Below are 13,911 nucleotides of genomic sequence, written 5' to 3'. Positions count from 1 at the left end.
CGGCATCCAATCGGCCAGAGCGCTGGCCTCCTACAGGGGGGCGCCCCGGGTTGTCAGGGGCGGTGGTCAGCCCTCCTGGGGCTGGCGGTGCGGGCGGGGCGCCGGCTCGGGTACGTGGCCTTCCAGCGACAGGTGCAGGCCGGTGTGTTCCGGGTCGGTGGTGTCCAGCAGGTAGAGGTACGGGCCGACGACGTCTTCCGGGCGTGGCAGTTTCTCGGCGTTCTCGGCCGGGTAGTGGCCGGCGCGGAAGCGCGAGCGCACGGGGCCGGTATCGATGCCGTTCACATGGATGAAGTGCTTCTCGTTGCGGTGCTCGCGCGCGAGGATGTCGATCATCGCGTCCTGCGCGGCCTTGGCCATGCCGAACGCACCCCAGAAGGCCTTGCGGCAGTCCTGGGTGGAAACGACCAGGCTGCCGTGCGGGCTGTCTTCCAGCAGCGGGAGCACGGCCTGAGAGAGGAAGAACGGGCCGTGCAGGTTGCTGTTGATGACCTTGAACCACAGCTCGGGGTCGTATCCCTTCATCGGCGTCAGCGTCCCGGCCCAGCCGGCGTGCAGCACCAGCCCGTCCAGGCGCCCGAGGGAGTCGCGGATGTTCTCGGCGAGGTCGCCGTAGTCCTTGACCGTGGCGCCCTCCAGATTGAGCGGATAGATGGCGGGCTGCGGGTGGCCTTCCTGCTCGATCAGGTCGTAGGTCTTCTCCAGCCCCTTGATGTCCTTGTCCAGCAGCACGACGATCGCGCCCGCCGCCGCGCAGGCCTGCGCGATCGCACGTCCGATGCCCGCGGCCGCGCCGGTCACCAGGACCACGCGGTCGTTGAAGGCACCCGCTTCCGGGCGATAGTCCAGCAGGGCGGGGATGTCGAGATCGGTCAAGGCAGCGTCTCCAGTAGCTTGTGGGCTGATTCTAATCCAGACCGCACGGCGGCTTCGAGGGTCGAGGGCAGGCCCGGCGTCACATAGTCGCCGGCCAGGAACAGTCCGGGCCAGGGGGTGCCGGCCACCGGGCGCAGTGCGTCCAGATCGACGCGGGCATCGATCGTGGCGCGTCTCTCGCACACGACATGACCGGTCTGGGGGATTCCCAGTTCGGGGAAGGTCCGTTCCAGTTCTTCCGCGACGCGACGCCAGCGCTCCTCCGCCGTCATCGCCGGCAGGTCGTCCGCGGTGGAGATCACGACGGCCAGCCAGTGCGGCTCGGCGGCCACCCGGCGGGGAATGAGCCATTGTCCGTGCTGGTTGATGAGTCCCTGTAGCGGCGGGCGTTCCAGGACCGGGCCGGGGTAGTGCAGGTAGACCGTACAGATGCTGCGTTCGCCCATGGCCCTCAAGGCCCGATGGTGGGGTTGCAGCTCGGGGGCCTCGGGCAGGAGCCGAGCGGCCGCGCTGGGCGCGGTGGCGAGGATCACCGCGTTGGCATGGGTGACGCGGTGGTTGCGGTCACGGAGCTGGTAGCGGGCTTCCGTGCCCCCGGATTCGATGGCCACAATGCGCCGTCCGGTCTCGACCGTGGCGCCGCGCTCGCGCAGTTCGCGCAGGGCCGGTTCCGGATACAGCGATCCCAGCGGCCGGGTCGGGATAAGCAGTCGGGCGTCGTCCGGCCCGTGGTTGAGGGCTAGACGCAGCACGTTCTGGAAGATCTGTGCCGAGGCGCTGCGGATCGGCGTGTTCATGACCGCGAGGCACAGCGGTTCCCAGAGCTGGCGGATCAGCGTGTCCGGCTGATGGCGGGCCTGCAGCCATTCGAGTACGTCGAGGTCCTCGTCCAGCGGCCGATGCAGGATCGAGGCTGCCCCCAAAAGGGCAGGGAGGCGCCTGTGCAGCGGGGTGCCCGCGAGGCTTTGCCACAGGCCCCTGGCGAGGGCCGGCAGGCGTGGCGACCGGGGCTCCAGGGCAAAGGCCGGATGAGGGCGGCCCGGTGCATGCATGCGCAGGCCGAACGGCAGCGCCGCAAAGGCGCGCTCCGGGTCGGTGCCGACCGAGCGCAGTTGTTCCAGGGTGGCGTGACAGGCGCCGACCAGCACGTGCTGGCCGTTGTCCAGTTCGGCGCCATCGCGGTTCAGGCTGCGGGCGCGACCGCCGCCGGTGGCGGCGGCCTCGATCAGGTGGACCGCGATGCCGGCCCGGGCCAGGGTCAGCGCGGCGGTCAGACCGGCCCAGCCGGCGCCGAGCACGACGACCGGATGCGATGCGGGAACGGCAGCCATGGCGCGGGCGCGGTCAGCCCGCGCGGCGGTAGTCGCGCTTCAGTCGGCGCGCAGTGCGCCAGGCGATCCAGAGCTTGCGGATCGGGGTCAGCCGCACGCGGTGCTCCAGCACGCGATAGCCATCGTCCTGGATCTCGTCGAGCAGGGTGCGGTAGATCGCGGCCATGATCAGGCCCGGGCGCTGGGCGTAGCGGTCCTCGGCGGGCAGGTGCTCCTCCGCGCGCTGATAGTAGCGGCGGGCCCGTTCGGCCTGCTCGGCGAACAGGGCGCGGTGGCGGTCGTCTGTAACGTTAAGCTGGAATTCCTCGGGCTTTACGCCGTGCTTTTTCAGCTCGTCCAGCGGGATGTAGACCCGGCCGCGCATCGCGTCTTCGTGGACGTCGCGCAGGATGTTGGTCAGCTGCAGGGCCATCCCCAGGTCATGCGCGTATTTCAGCGTGCGCCGGTCCGAGAAGCCGAAGATATGGGCGGACAGGATCCCGACCACACTGGCCGCGCGGTAGCAGTACAGCGACAGCGTGGTGAAGTCGGGATAGCTGTCGTAGTCGAGATCCATCTGCATGCCGTCGATAATCTCGTCGAAATACTCGCGGCTGAGATCGAACGGCGCCAGATGCGGTTGCAGGGCCTGGGTGATCGGGTGGCGCGGCTGATGGTCGAACAGACGCTCGATCTCCTCGCGCCACCACTGGAGCTTGGTGCGCGCCACGCTCTCCTCGCTGACCTCGTCGACGATGTCGTCCACCTCGCGGCAGAACGCGTACAGCGCGGTGATCGCACGGCGCCGGTCGGGCTCCAGGAACCGGAATGCGTAGTAGAAGCTGGAGCCGCTCTTCGCGGCCTTCTCCTCGCAATATTCGTCGGGGGACATACGCGCTCGGGATCGGGGTTCCGTCTTGGGACGGCAAGGCTAGCACAGCGGGGCCGGGATGCGGATGGCGGCGGTGATCGAAGCCACGTTTGACATACATCAACCGTACCCGGCTGGAGGCCGCGTAGGGTGGGGGTGTCAGGGTGGCGCAAGGGCCCGCCCTCCCGTTGCGGAGAGTCGTATGGAACAACGTCTGGTATTCGATCCCGAGGTGCTGCGTCGCTATGACGTGAGCGGGCCTCGTTATACGTCCTACCCAACGGCTCCGCAGTTCCATGAGGGGTTTGACGCGCAGGCCTATGCGCGGGTGGCGCGGGCGACGAATGCCGAAGGTGCAGCGCGCCCGTTGTCGCTCTACGTCCACGTGCCCTTCTGCGACACGGTGTGTTTCTACTGTGCCTGCAACAAGGTGATTACCGGCAATTATCGGCGCGCGACGAGCTATCTCGACTCGCTGGAGCAGGAGATCGCCCTGCAGGGCGGGCTGTTCGATCGCGATCGGCCGGTACGCCAGCTGCACTTCGGGGGCGGGACGCCGACGTATCTGTCCGACGAGGACCTGACCCGGGTCATGAAGGCCCTGGGCCGGCATTTCACGCTGGAGACCGGTCCGGAGCGGGAATTCTCTATCGAGATTGATCCGCGTGCCGTGCGCCCCGGCACCCTGCCGCTCCTGGCGTCGCTGGGCTTCAACCGCATCAGTGTCGGGGTGCAGGATGTCGATCCGGCCGTGCAGAAGGCCGTCAACCGCATCCAGCCGTTCGAGGTCACCGAGCAGGCGGTACGCCAGGCGCGCGAGCAAGGCTTTACCTCCACCAACCTGGACCTGATCTACGGGCTGCCCCTGCAGACGGTCGACACGTTCTCCGCGACACTGGACCGCGTGCTGGAACTGCGCCCGGAACGGCTGGCCGTGTACAACTACGCGCACCTGCCGGAGCTGTTCAAGACGCAGCGCCAGATCCGCGACGGCGACCTCCCGCCGGCCACGGAGCGGCTCGCGATCCTTGAGATGACCATCCAGCGACTGACCGACGCGGGGTATGTGTACATCGGCATGGATCACTTTGCGCTGCCCGATGACGAACTCGCGATCGCCCAGCGCGCGGGCACGCTGCAGCGAAACTTCCAGGGCTACTCGACGCGCGCGGAGTACGACCTCGTGGCACTGGGGCCGACCGCCATTGGCAAGGTCGGGGACAGCTACAGCCAGAACCTGCGCGAGGTCGATGCCTATCAGGAACGGCTGGCATCCGGCCGGCTGCCCGTGTTCCGCGGCCTGGAGCTGAGCGCGGATGACCGCCTGCGGCGCGCCGTGATCAGCGAGTTGATGTGTCACTCGAGGGTCGACTTCGGCGGCATCGAGGCCGCATTCGGCATCGACTTCCGGGAGACCTTTGGCGATGCCCTGGACCGTCTGGCCGAGATGGAGGCCGACGGCCTCGTCACCATCGGCAGCGACTGCCTGGAGGTCCAGCCACGCGGCCGGCTCCTGCTCCGCAACGTTGCCATGGCCTTCGACGCCTACCTGAACCGCGAAGCGCAGCGCCGCTACTCCAAGGTCGTCTAGCTCGTGTTACGCCTGCGGCGGCGGGGGCGCAGGCTGTGGGCGAGGATGATCCAGGCGTCGCGGGTGCGCAGGCGTGGGCGGGCGAATACGTCGTCCTGCTGGCGCAGGCGCCAGAGTACGCGGGCGCCGCCGTTGATGATTGCGCGGATCTCCAGGCCCATGCGTCCGCGCAGCATGCCGCCGAGCGGTGCCCCCGCGCGCAGCAGGCGATCGGCGCGTGCGTACTGGAACTGCATCAGGTTTCGTAACTGAAAGGTCGTCTGGCCCGCCGCGATCATCTCCTCGCTGACGCCGTACTGTGCCATCTCGTTCTGCGGCAGGTAGATCCGGTTGTTCTCGGTGATGTCCTGGTGCAGATCCTGATAAAAGTTGATCAGTTGCAGGGCCGAGCAGACCGCGTCGGAGTAGCCAATCATCTCCTCGGTCGGGTTGCCGTCGAGGTACAGCATCAGCCGCCCGACCGGGTTGGCGGAGCGGCGGCAGTACTCCATGACCTCGCCAAAGGTCGCGTAGCGCTTCTGTTCCAGGTCCTGGATGAAGGCGTCGACCAGATCGACGAACGGGGCGGCGGGCAGGCTGAAACGCTGCCGCGCATCGGCCAGCGCGATCCATTCCGGCTCGGATTCCGCGGCCGGGTCTTCGAGGATCTGCACGCGTTCCTGCATGGCGATCAGGTCGGCCCGCCGCTCGTCGACGGTGCGCTGATCCTCATCGGCGAGGTCGTCGGCGTCGCGGGCGAAGCAGTAGATCGCGGCGACCGGCCCGCGCAGGCGCGCGGGCAACAGCCAGGAGGCGACCGGAAAGTTCTCGTAGTGCGCCGCCGCACGGCGCTGGCAGTGGCGGTACGCGGCGCGGATGTCGGGGCGGCCCGCCATGCGGCTCAGTCCCGCGAGCCCGTGTCCGGAGCGGTGTCGCCGTCCGGGTTGTCGTCCGGGAGGTTCGCGTCGACGGGCTGGCGGGCGCGATTGTTCAGGGTATCCGGCGCCTCCGGGTTCTTGCGCGCGCGGATACCCAGCTCCTGGAACCGTCGGGCGCTCGGCATGACCTGGCGCTCCAGGCTGCCTATGGTTTTGTTGAAGGCGTCGGTGCTCTGGTCCAGCGCCTTGCCGAGGCGCGCCAGGTGTTCGGTCATGGTGCCCAGTCGGTGGGAGAGCTCCGCCCCGAGATCACGAATCTCCAGCGCGTGCTCGGTGAGCTGCGCCTGTTGCCAGCCGTACTCGACCGTGCGCAGCAGGGCGATCAGCGTGCTCGGGGTCGCGAGCAAAACCTGGCGTTCCAGGGCGTATTCCAGGAGACCGGGTTCGTGTTCCAGCGCGGCGGCCAGGAACGGGTCGCCGGGCAGGAACAGTACGGCGAATTCGGGCGACTGTTCTACGCTGGCCCAGTACTGTTTGCTGGAGAGCTCGGTAACGCGCGAGCGCAAGTGCTGGGCATGACGCTTGAAGGCCGCTGCGCGCGGTTCCGGGTCGGCCGCGGCGACGGCGTCGAGATAGGCATCCAGGGGGGTCTTGGCGTCCACGACCAGGGCGCGGTTGCCGGGCATGTGGACCAGCAGGTCCGGGCGCTGGCGGCCGCCGTCGCCGTCCAGCGCTGGCTGTTCGGTGAAGTCACAGTGCGCCGAGAGGCCGGCGAGTTCCACTGCCCGCTTGAGGGTCAGCTCGCCCCAGCGCCCACGCACGCCGGGACGTGACAGGGCCTGCACCAGGTTGTGCGCCTCACGCTGGAGCGTGGCGTTGTCCGAGCTCAGGCGCTGGATCTGTTCATTCAGTGCGGCGAAGGCCTGTGCCCGCGAGCGCTCCATTGCGTTGATCTCGGCCTCGGTCTTGCCCAGCGTCTCGCGGATGGGCTTGAGCATCGCCTCGACCTTGTTCTCCGAGCGCTCGATCTCGTTCTGACCTTCGCTGAGCTTCTGCGACAGGATTGACTGGGCCAGGCGCAGGAACTGGTTGGAGTTGGCCTCCAGCGCCTCGCTGGCGAGCGCCGAGAAGGAGCGGTCGAGTTCCTGGCGCGCGGTCTCGAAGCTCTGGCGCAGGTCCTCGCGGCGCTGTTCCGCGGCTTCGAGCTCGGCCTCCAGGCGGGCATTGCGCGTCTGAAGATCGCCTACGCGGCGATTCAGGCGCAGTCCGGCCAGGGCATAGCCGAGCACGAGGCCGACCAGGAGGGTCGCCCCGAGCGCGGTCCAGGCGGTGAGGGGGAGTGCGGTCAGCTCGCCAGCCATTGCGGGCCTGCCTTGGCCTGGTGCCAGTCCCAGAAGTCGCCCGGTTGATCGAGGGCGCCATCGGCGCCCCAGCGGTCCGGGTCCTGGGTGGCGTCGATGTAGCCCCAGCGCGCGATCAGCGTGGCCATGCCGGCGGCGCGACCGGCCGCGATATCGCGTTCGGCGTCACCCCAGTAGCAATGTTGTTCGGGCGGGAGCCCCGTCTGGCGTGCGGCCAGCCACATGGGCTCGGGGGCCGGTTTGCGTTGCGGGAGGGTGTCGCCGCTGACGATCGCGGCCAGCCGGGGCGTCAGGCCCAGGGCCTCCAGGAGCGGTTCGGTCAGCCAGGCGGGCTTGTTGGTCACCACACCTAGCGGCCAGCCGCGCTGCTCGCAGGCGTCCAGCACCTGGTCCAGCCCGGGGAAGAGGCTGGTGTCGATGCACAGGTCGCGGGCGTAGATCTCGAGGTAGCGCTGCTTGAGGGCCTCGCGGCGCGCACCCTCGACATCCGGAAAGCCCAGCTGCACAAGGGCCTGGGACCCGTGCGAGACGTGATTGCGCACGGCGTTGAAGGGCAGCGGCGGGCGGTCGTTCTCGGCCAGCAGCACGGTGAGCGCGGCGTGCATGTCCGGGGCCGTGTCGAGCAGGGTCCCGTCCAGGTCGAACAGGACCCCGCGGATTTCGCGGCTCATGGGGTCTCGCTGTCGCTGTCCGGGCGGCGCGCGGCCATCAGGTAGTTGACGTCCGTGCGCGGGACCAGCCGATAGCGGCCGGACAGCGGCGAGTAGGTGAGCCCGGTCATGTCGATGACTTCGAAGCGGTGCTTGCGCAGGACCGCGCCCAGCTCCGAGGGGCGGATAAAGCGGCTGAACTCGTGCGTGCCGGTGGGCAGCAGGCGCAGTACGTATTCGGCGCCGACGATCGCCTCGGCGAACGCGCGGGGGGTGCGGTTGATGGTCGAGAGGAACAGCCAGCCACCCGGGCATACCAGCTTGACCAGGGCGTCGATGACCGCCTCGGGATCGGGCACGTGCTCCAGCATCTCCAGGCAGGTGACCACGTCGTAGTCGCCTGCATGATGCTCGGCATGGGCCTCGGCGGTGGTGTGCAGGTAGTGAATCTCCAGCCCGGAGTCGTGTGCGTGCTCGCGCGCGACCTCCAGGTGTTCGGCCCCGGCATCCAGTGCGGTCACCTGTGCACCGCGCACCGCCATCGCCTCGGACAGGATGCCCGCGCCACAGCCGACATCCAGCACCTTCTTGCCGGCCAGATCGGCGTGCTGGTCGATCCATTCCAGACGCAGGGGGTTGATCGCGTGGAGGGTGGCAAAGGCACCGTTCGGGTCCCACCACTCGTGTGCCCGATGCGTGAACTTGTGCAGTTCGGCGTGATCGACGTTGTCGCCAGTGCTGCTTTGGGATTCGCGGGTCATGGTTATCTCGATTACGCGGCCAGTTCGCGCTGGATTTCCAGCACGCGCGCGCCCCATTCGCGGGCCTCGGCCTGGAGCTCGTCCAGGTCCAGCGTAAGCAGTTCCCGGTCCCTGAGCAATGGCCGTCCTGCGACATGGACGTCGGTTACCGCCTCGCGGGTGGCGGCGTAGACGATCTGGGCGGCGGGCTCGTGCATGGGTTGCAGCTCGATGGCGCTAAGATCGATGCTGACCACGTCGGCCTGCTTGCCCGGTTCCAGGCTGCCGATGCGGTCAGCCAGGCCCAGCGCACGGGCGCTGCCCAGCGTGGCCATCTCCAGCGCGGCGGTGGCGGGCAGGGCCGAGGCGTCGCCACTGACGCCCTTGGCCAGCAGCGCGGCCGTGCGCATCTCCCCGATCATGTCGAGATCGTTGTTGGAGGCGGTACCATCGGTGCCCAGCCCCACGGTCACGCCGGCGCCCAGCAGTTCCGCGACCGGACAGAAGCCCGAGGCGAGCTTGAGATTGGATTCCGGGCAGTGTGCGACCGACACCGGACGCCCTTGCAACAACTCGCGGTCCTGTGCGCTGACCTGGGTCATATGCACGGCGATGAACGGCTGGTCCAGGAGTCCCAGGCGTGCCAGCCGGGCCAGCGGCCGCTCCCCGTGGTCACGTTCGGCATCGGCGATCTCGCCGGCGGTCTCGTGCACATGCATGTGGATGGGGACGGCCAGCTCGCGGGCACGCTCCGCCACGCGCTGCAGGCTCTCGTCCCCGACGGTGTAGGGCGCATGCGGTGCCACGGTGTAGTGGATGCGGTCGTGGTGCTGCCAGTTCTCCACGACCTCGGCGCCCCGCTGGAAGTACTCGTCCGTGGTCTGGGCCCAGGGCGTGGGGAAGTCGAACACGGTCAGCCCCAGTGCGGCACGGATGCCGGATTCGTCGACCACGCGCGCGGCATTGTCGACGAACAGGTACATGTCACTGAAGCAGGTAGTGCCGCCGCGCAGCATCTCGGCGACCGAGAGGCGCGTGCCCGCGCGTACGAACTCGGGTGACAACAGGCGCCCTTCGGCCGGCCAGATGTAGCGCTTGAGCCAGTCCATCAGCGGGCGGTCGCTGCCTACACCGCGCAGCAGGCTCATGCCGGAGTGGGTATGTACGTTGACCAGGCCGGGGGTCAGGGCATGGCCCTCGCGGTGCAGATGTTCGGCATCGGGGTACTGCGCGAGGGCTTCTTCGCGCGGCAGCAGGGTCTCGATGATGCCGTCGCGAATCACCAGTGCGTGATCGACGAGCACCGTGTCGCGCGGGATCACCGGCAGAATCTGCGAGGCACTGAGAACCAGAGTTCGGGTTGTCGACATGGGAGGCCAGACCGAGGGAATTCGGCCGCGCATGGTACCGCAAAGGGGCGGCGAAGGCCGCCCCTTTGGGCAGGCCGATACCGGTTAGCTGGCCTGGCGTCCCAGGACCTGGGCGCGTGTGACCTCGGCGACATGTCGGCCCTGGGAGGCGGCCATCGCAAGTTCGTTCTCGCTCGGCTGACGCGAGCCGTCGCCGTCGGCCAGGGTGGTGGCACCGTAGGGTGTGCCGCCGCTGATCTCGCTCATATCCAGCAGCCGCTTCTCGGTGTAGGGCAGCCCGACAATGGTCATGCCGTAGTGCATCAGGTTGACGATGGTCGAGACCAGCGTGGTCTCCTGGCCGCCATGCTGCGAGGCGGTGGAGCCGAATACGGAGCCGATCTTGCCGACCAGCTTGTCGCCAAACCACAGCGCGCCGGTCTGATCGAGGAAATTCGCCATCTGCGCGGACATGCGGCCGAAGCGGGTCGGGGTGCCGATGATAATCGCGTCATAGTCCGCCAGTTCTTCCGGTCTGGCGACGGGCGCGGCCTGGTCCAGCTTGGCCCCGGCCTGCTGGGCGACATCGTCGGGCATCAGTTCCGGTACGCGCTTGATCGTGACCTCGGTGCCGGGGATCTCGCGGGCGCCACGGGCGACCGCCTCGGCCATCTGCTCGATATGGCCCCAGGTGGAGTAGTACAGGATCAGGACTTTGGTGCTCATGGGAAGGACCTCCGGGTTTAATCGAGGTCCAGCTTAATTCGCATTAAACCGAACAAAAATGGCCTTTTAATGGCTTTATTGTTCGATTAAATAGAACCGTTAATGGGGTGACTGCGCGGCGCTTTGTTGCGCGGGTGATGTCCCGAGTACCACCCTTTCCAGGTCCGACAAGTCACCCGGGTAGCCGTACAGGAAGCCCTGGAAGTGGCGGCAGCCCAGTCCGAACAGGAAGGCCCGCTGCTCGGCCGTTTCGACCCCTTCGGCAATCACGTCCAGGTCCAGCGTGTGGGCCAGATTGACGACCATCTGCGCAATCGCGGCGTCGTTGGGGTCGTCCAGCACATCGCGCACGAAGGACTGGTCGATCTTCAGCTGTGCCAGTGGGAGCTGTTTCAGGTAGGCGAGGGACGAGTAGCCGGTGCCGAAGTCATCCAGGGCGAATTCCACGCCCAGTGTGCGCAGTTCGTCGATGTGGGCGACGACGGTGTCGATCTCCTCGAGCAGCATGCTCTCGGTCAGCTCGAGTTTCAGCCGGTCGCCCGGGGCGCCGGTCTCCTGGAGGATCTCGCGCAGCTGCTGGACGAAGTGCTTGTTGCGGAACTGCCGGGCGCTGATATTGACCGAGAGGGTCAGTTCCCGGAAGGCGGCGATGTGCTGCCAGGCAGCGAGCTGGGCGCAGGCGGTGCGCAGCACCTTGCGCCCGATGGGCACGATCAGGCCGGTCTGCTCGGCGATGGGGATGAACTCGCCGGGGGAGATCGCGCCGCGCTGCGGATGCGGCCAGCGCAACAACAGCTCGGCGCCGATGACTCGGCCGTCGGCTTCGACCTGGGGTTGATAGACGATGGTAAATCGATCCTCGTCCAGGGCGTGGCGCAGCTCGTTTTCGAGTTCGAAGCGGGCCTCCACCGCGCGATGCAGCCCGGGGTCGTAGAAACGCACGGTATTGCGCCCGGCGTTCTTGGCCCGATACATGGCGAGGTCAGCCTGCTTCAGCACCTCTTCCACGCCGAGGCTGTGGCCGCTGAACAGGGTTGCACCAATACTGGGGGTGACGTGGCGGTTCTGGCCGGCCAGCTCGAAGGGCTCGCGCAATAGATTGATCAGCTTGCGTCCTACCGCCTCGGCCTCGGTGGCAGCGCGGGCCGGATCCGGGTGGAGGTCGTTGAGGATGACCACGAACTCATCGCCGCCCAGGCGGGCGAGCGTATCGGCCTCGCGCACGGAGTCCTCCATGCGGCGGGCGACCTGGCGCAGCAGATCATCTCCAACCGCGTGTCCCAGGGTGTCATTGATGTCCTTGAAGTTGTCCAGATCGATGAACAGGACCGCGCCGTGGTGGCGCGAGCGCGCCGTGTTGGCGAGGGCCTGACCCAGACGGTCGTGCAGGAGCGTGCGATTGGGCAGCCCGGTCAGGCCATCGAAGAAGGCCAGGCGACGGATTTCCTCTTCGGCTTCCTTGCGGTCGGAGATGTCCATCATGGTGCCGAAGGTCGCCATGATCTGGCCGTCTTCATCAAAGCGCGCACTGGCGTAGATGCTGACCCAGCGATGACTGCCGTCGTGCGTGCGCAGGCGGATTTCCTCGGACTGCGCGTGGGTGCCCCCTTCTAGCAGGGTGTCACAGAAGTTCTGTGCGTCGTCTTGGTCCTCGGGATCCACGAAGGCACACATCGGTTTGCCGAGGGTCTCTTCGACCGGGAATCCTGTCAGGCTCTCCCAGGCTGGATTGAGCAGCGTCCAGCGGCCCTCGGCATCGGTGCGGAAGATCACCTCGGAAATGTGGTTGACGACATCCTGGTAGCGGTTCTCGCTCTCCTTCAGGGCCGCGGTGGCCCGTCGGTGGGCGGTGACGTCGAGGGTCAGGCCGCGCAGGCTGCGAGGGCTGCCCGTGCCCTCGGCCCAGGAAAGGATGTCGCGTAGCCAGATCCACTGCCCGTTGCGGTGCGCGAAGCGGTAGTCGACGACCTTGGGTTCGTTGCCGGGCTCGCGCGCAGCATCGCGTACACGGGGCAGATCGTCCGGGTGAATATGCCGGGCACGCAGTTCCCCCCGCCCCAGGTTGCGCGAGGGGAAGCCCAGTAGCTTGCGGGTGTCTCCGGCGACGAACTCCCATTCGTGGTTTTCGGGGTTCGCCTCCCAAAGGATGGCATTGGCCCCGCCCAACATGGACTCCAGGCGGGCGACGGAGCGATTCAACTGCAGGTTTTGCTGGAGCAGTGTGGACTGTGTGGTGCCCAGGTGGGCCGCCATGTCGTTGAAGGTCCGCGCCAGGTCGCCGAACTCGTCGCGGGAATCGATGCGTACCCGATGGTCGAGCTGCCCGGCCTCCAGGGCCCTGCCCCCTTGCAGGAGCAGACGCAGGCGGCGGGTCGTCATCAGGGCGAACAAAATGGCCGCGAGGATCGAGAGCCCCAGCACGCCCAGGGCCAGCAAGACATTGCGTTCCAGCAGGTTGGTCGAGAGCTGGTCGATGGCATCGGTCGAGTAGCCAACGGCGACGGTCCCCAGGGATTGACCGGAAAGCTCGATCTGCCGGGCAATCTCGACCTGGCCGGATTCACTGCGCACGCCCGCTTCGGCGGCCGGGAGGGTGTCCGGGGCGACACCGACCGAGGCCAGGGGGCGCTCGCTAGCGTCGAGTACGACCGCGTACAGGACGTTGGAGTCGTCCCCCAGCAGGTCGAGGAGATCCTGGAGCATCGCGGGGTCGGCGTAGGCCAGGCCGGGCGTCAGGGCGGAGCCCAGCAGCCGGCTTTGTTGTTCGGCTGTGCGCTCCAGAACCTCCTGTTGGTTCTGCTGGACCTGGGTGATCCCGCTAAAGAGCAGCGCCGCGACCATCACGACCTGAATCGCGACGGTGCCGATGATGATCTGCCAGGCGACGTTCAGGCGCATGAAAGCGCCACAGGCCGGCCAGAGCGGGCAAGGAACGGCGGGACGCGGTGCGGCTTTGATGCGAGCAAGAGACGAAACATTGGCGTCCGGGGCAACCCGCGCCGAGCGGGATCATCGTAAAAAAGTCTTGCTACTCTACCTTAACGGGGGGTTGGTTTCTTCAATGCGAGACGGCGGACACGCTTAAGGTCGAGCGCCTCAATCGCCGCACCGCAGTGGGGTCGTGCCGCAAGGTCGGCACGAGCCTTGGCGACTCTAATAGCGGTTGATCGCGAGGCGACCCGGGCCGGTAAGGGCGAGAGCGATCGCCGAGAACAGGAACATGGCCTGCAGCTCGATGGCCCAGCCGCCGTGCTGGGTCAGCTGGACGACCTCGTCGGCATGCGCCAGGCCAATGGCGAACAGCATGTTGACCGCGATGAGTACGGCGCCAATCCTTGCATACAGGCCAATGATCAACAGGACGGGTGCCAGGACCTCCCCGATATACGCGCCATAGGCCAGCACGCCGGGTAGCCCGGCCCCGGCCAGCATCCCCTCGATATGTCCCACGCCTCCGGAGATCTTGTCGATCCCGTGCAGCAGGATCATGACGCCCAGCGCCAGTCGCAGGATCAGCTTCCCGGTGTCGTCCAGCATGTTATCCATATCGTTTTCTCCTGGTTCCCTGGTCAAGGGGAGG

The 13,911-nt window shown here is 67.4% G+C and carries 12 protein-coding genes; 1 reads left to right on the top strand and 11 read right to left on the bottom strand.

Annotation, left to right across the window (positions count from 1 at the left end; genetic code table 11):
- Window positions 1–66 precede the first annotated feature (66 nt).
- The 3 genes from C936_RS0113440 to hpnD are packed head-to-tail and all read right to left on the bottom strand — an operon-like array spanning window position 67 to window position 3,078.
- Complete coding sequence (locus C936_RS0113440) at window positions 67–876, bottom strand: SDR family NAD(P)-dependent oxidoreductase (RefSeq protein ID WP_018173979.1); 810 nt, start codon at window positions 874–876, stop codon at window positions 67–69.
- Complete coding sequence (gene hpnE, locus C936_RS0113435; RefSeq protein WP_018173978.1) at window positions 873–2,207, bottom strand: hydroxysqualene dehydroxylase HpnE; 1,335 nt, start codon at window positions 2,205–2,207, stop codon at window positions 873–875. The genes C936_RS0113440 and hpnE overlap by 4 nt, the downstream gene beginning before the upstream one ends.
- A gap of 13 nt (window positions 2,208–2,220) precedes the next feature.
- Window positions 2,221–3,078 (bottom strand): presqualene diphosphate synthase HpnD, encoded by an 858-nt coding sequence (gene hpnD, locus C936_RS0113430; RefSeq protein ID WP_018139600.1) that lies wholly within the window; start codon window positions 3,076–3,078, stop codon window positions 2,221–2,223.
- A 181-nt stretch (window positions 3,079–3,259) separates the two neighbouring features.
- Here hpnD and hemN point away from each other — a divergent pair, with 181 nt between their 5' ends.
- Window positions 3,260–4,648: an oxygen-independent coproporphyrinogen III oxidase gene (gene hemN, locus C936_RS0113425; protein ID WP_018173977.1), complete on the top strand. Its 1,389-nt coding sequence runs from the start codon at window positions 3,260–3,262 to the stop codon at window positions 4,646–4,648.
- Here hemN and hpnC read toward each other — a convergent pair.
- From hpnC to C936_RS0113385, 8 genes are all read right to left on the bottom strand, one after another.
- The gene (hpnC, locus tag C936_RS0113420; protein WP_018173976.1) at window positions 4,645–5,523 is read right to left on the bottom strand and encodes a squalene synthase HpnC; all 879 of its coding nucleotides are present in this window, start codon (window positions 5,521–5,523) and stop codon (window positions 4,645–4,647) included. The two genes, hemN and hpnC, sit on opposite strands and share 4 nt — an antisense overlap.
- A gap of 5 nt (window positions 5,524–5,528) precedes the next feature.
- Window positions 5,529–6,866 carry a DNA recombination protein RmuC gene (gene rmuC / locus C936_RS0113415; RefSeq protein ID WP_018173975.1) on the bottom strand — a complete coding sequence of 446 codons (1,338 nt, stop codon included), beginning with the start codon at window positions 6,864–6,866 and terminating at the stop codon, window positions 5,529–5,531.
- Window positions 6,851–7,537 carry a phosphoglycolate phosphatase gene (gene gph / locus C936_RS0113410; RefSeq protein WP_018139604.1) on the bottom strand — a complete coding sequence of 229 codons (687 nt, stop codon included), beginning with the start codon at window positions 7,535–7,537 and terminating at the stop codon, window positions 6,851–6,853. The genes rmuC and gph overlap by 16 nt, the downstream gene beginning before the upstream one ends.
- Complete coding sequence (gene ubiG, locus C936_RS0113405) at window positions 7,534–8,277, bottom strand: bifunctional 2-polyprenyl-6-hydroxyphenol methylase/3-demethylubiquinol 3-O-methyltransferase UbiG (protein WP_018173973.1); 744 nt, start codon at window positions 8,275–8,277, stop codon at window positions 7,534–7,536. Before ubiG ends, gph begins: the two co-directional genes overlap by 4 nt.
- An 11-nt stretch (window positions 8,278–8,288) precedes the next feature.
- Window positions 8,289–9,626: a TRZ/ATZ family hydrolase gene (locus C936_RS0113400; protein ID WP_018139606.1), complete on the bottom strand. Its 1,338-nt coding sequence runs from the start codon at window positions 9,624–9,626 to the stop codon at window positions 8,289–8,291.
- 84 nt (window positions 9,627–9,710) lie between these two features.
- Complete coding sequence (wrbA, locus tag C936_RS0113395) at window positions 9,711–10,331, bottom strand: NAD(P)H:quinone oxidoreductase (RefSeq protein ID WP_018173972.1); 621 nt, start codon at window positions 10,329–10,331, stop codon at window positions 9,711–9,713.
- A gap of 99 nt (window positions 10,332–10,430) precedes the next feature.
- Window positions 10,431–13,229, bottom strand: a complete 2,799-nt coding sequence (locus tag C936_RS0113390; RefSeq protein ID WP_018173971.1) for an EAL domain-containing protein — start codon at window positions 13,227–13,229, stop codon at window positions 10,431–10,433.
- A 255-nt stretch (window positions 13,230–13,484) separates the two neighbouring features.
- Entirely contained in the window at window positions 13,485–13,877 is a 393-nt protein-coding gene (locus C936_RS0113385; RefSeq protein ID WP_018173970.1) for a DoxX family protein, read from the bottom strand.
- Window positions 13,878–13,911 lie beyond the last annotated feature (34 nt).

Source organism: Thioalkalivibrio sp. ALJ4, from assembly GCF_000377225.1.
Classification (GTDB): Bacteria; Pseudomonadota; Gammaproteobacteria; order Ectothiorhodospirales; family Ectothiorhodospiraceae; genus Thioalkalivibrio.
Note: the sequence above shows the minus strand (reverse complement) of the source record. Positions and strands in the feature narration are given on the sequence as shown.

Excerpts from the sequence above, each read along its gene's own strand:
- hpnE (WP_018173978.1), bottom strand. The coding sequence starts at position 2,207 with ATGGCTGCCGTTCCCGCATCGCATCCGGTCGTCGTGCTCGGCGCCGGC.
- hpnD (WP_018139600.1), bottom strand. The coding sequence starts at position 3,078 with ATGTCCCCCGACGAATATTGCGAGGAGAAGGCCGCGAAGAGCGGCTCC.
- hemN (WP_018173977.1), top strand. The coding sequence starts at position 3,260 with ATGGAACAACGTCTGGTATTCGATCCCGAGGTGCTGCGTCGCTATGAC.
- hpnC (WP_018173976.1), bottom strand. The coding sequence starts at position 5,523 with ATGGCGGGCCGCCCCGACATCCGCGCCGCGTACCGCCACTGCCAGCGC.
- rmuC (WP_018173975.1), bottom strand. The coding sequence starts at position 6,866 with ATGGCTGGCGAGCTGACCGCACTCCCCCTCACCGCCTGGACCGCGCTC.
- gph (WP_018139604.1), bottom strand. The coding sequence starts at position 7,537 with ATGAGCCGCGAAATCCGCGGGGTCCTGTTCGACCTGGACGGGACCCTG.
- ubiG (WP_018173973.1), bottom strand. The coding sequence starts at position 8,277 with ATGACCCGCGAATCCCAAAGCAGCACTGGCGACAACGTCGATCACGCC.
- C936_RS0113400 (WP_018139606.1), bottom strand. The coding sequence starts at position 9,626 with ATGTCGACAACCCGAACTCTGGTTCTCAGTGCCTCGCAGATTCTGCCG.
- wrbA (WP_018173972.1), bottom strand. The coding sequence starts at position 10,331 with ATGAGCACCAAAGTCCTGATCCTGTACTACTCCACCTGGGGCCATATC.
- C936_RS0113390 (WP_018173971.1), bottom strand. The coding sequence starts at position 13,229 with ATGCGCCTGAACGTCGCCTGGCAGATCATCATCGGCACCGTCGCGATT.
- C936_RS0113385 (WP_018173970.1), bottom strand. The coding sequence starts at position 13,877 with ATGGATAACATGCTGGACGACACCGGGAAGCTGATCCTGCGACTGGCG.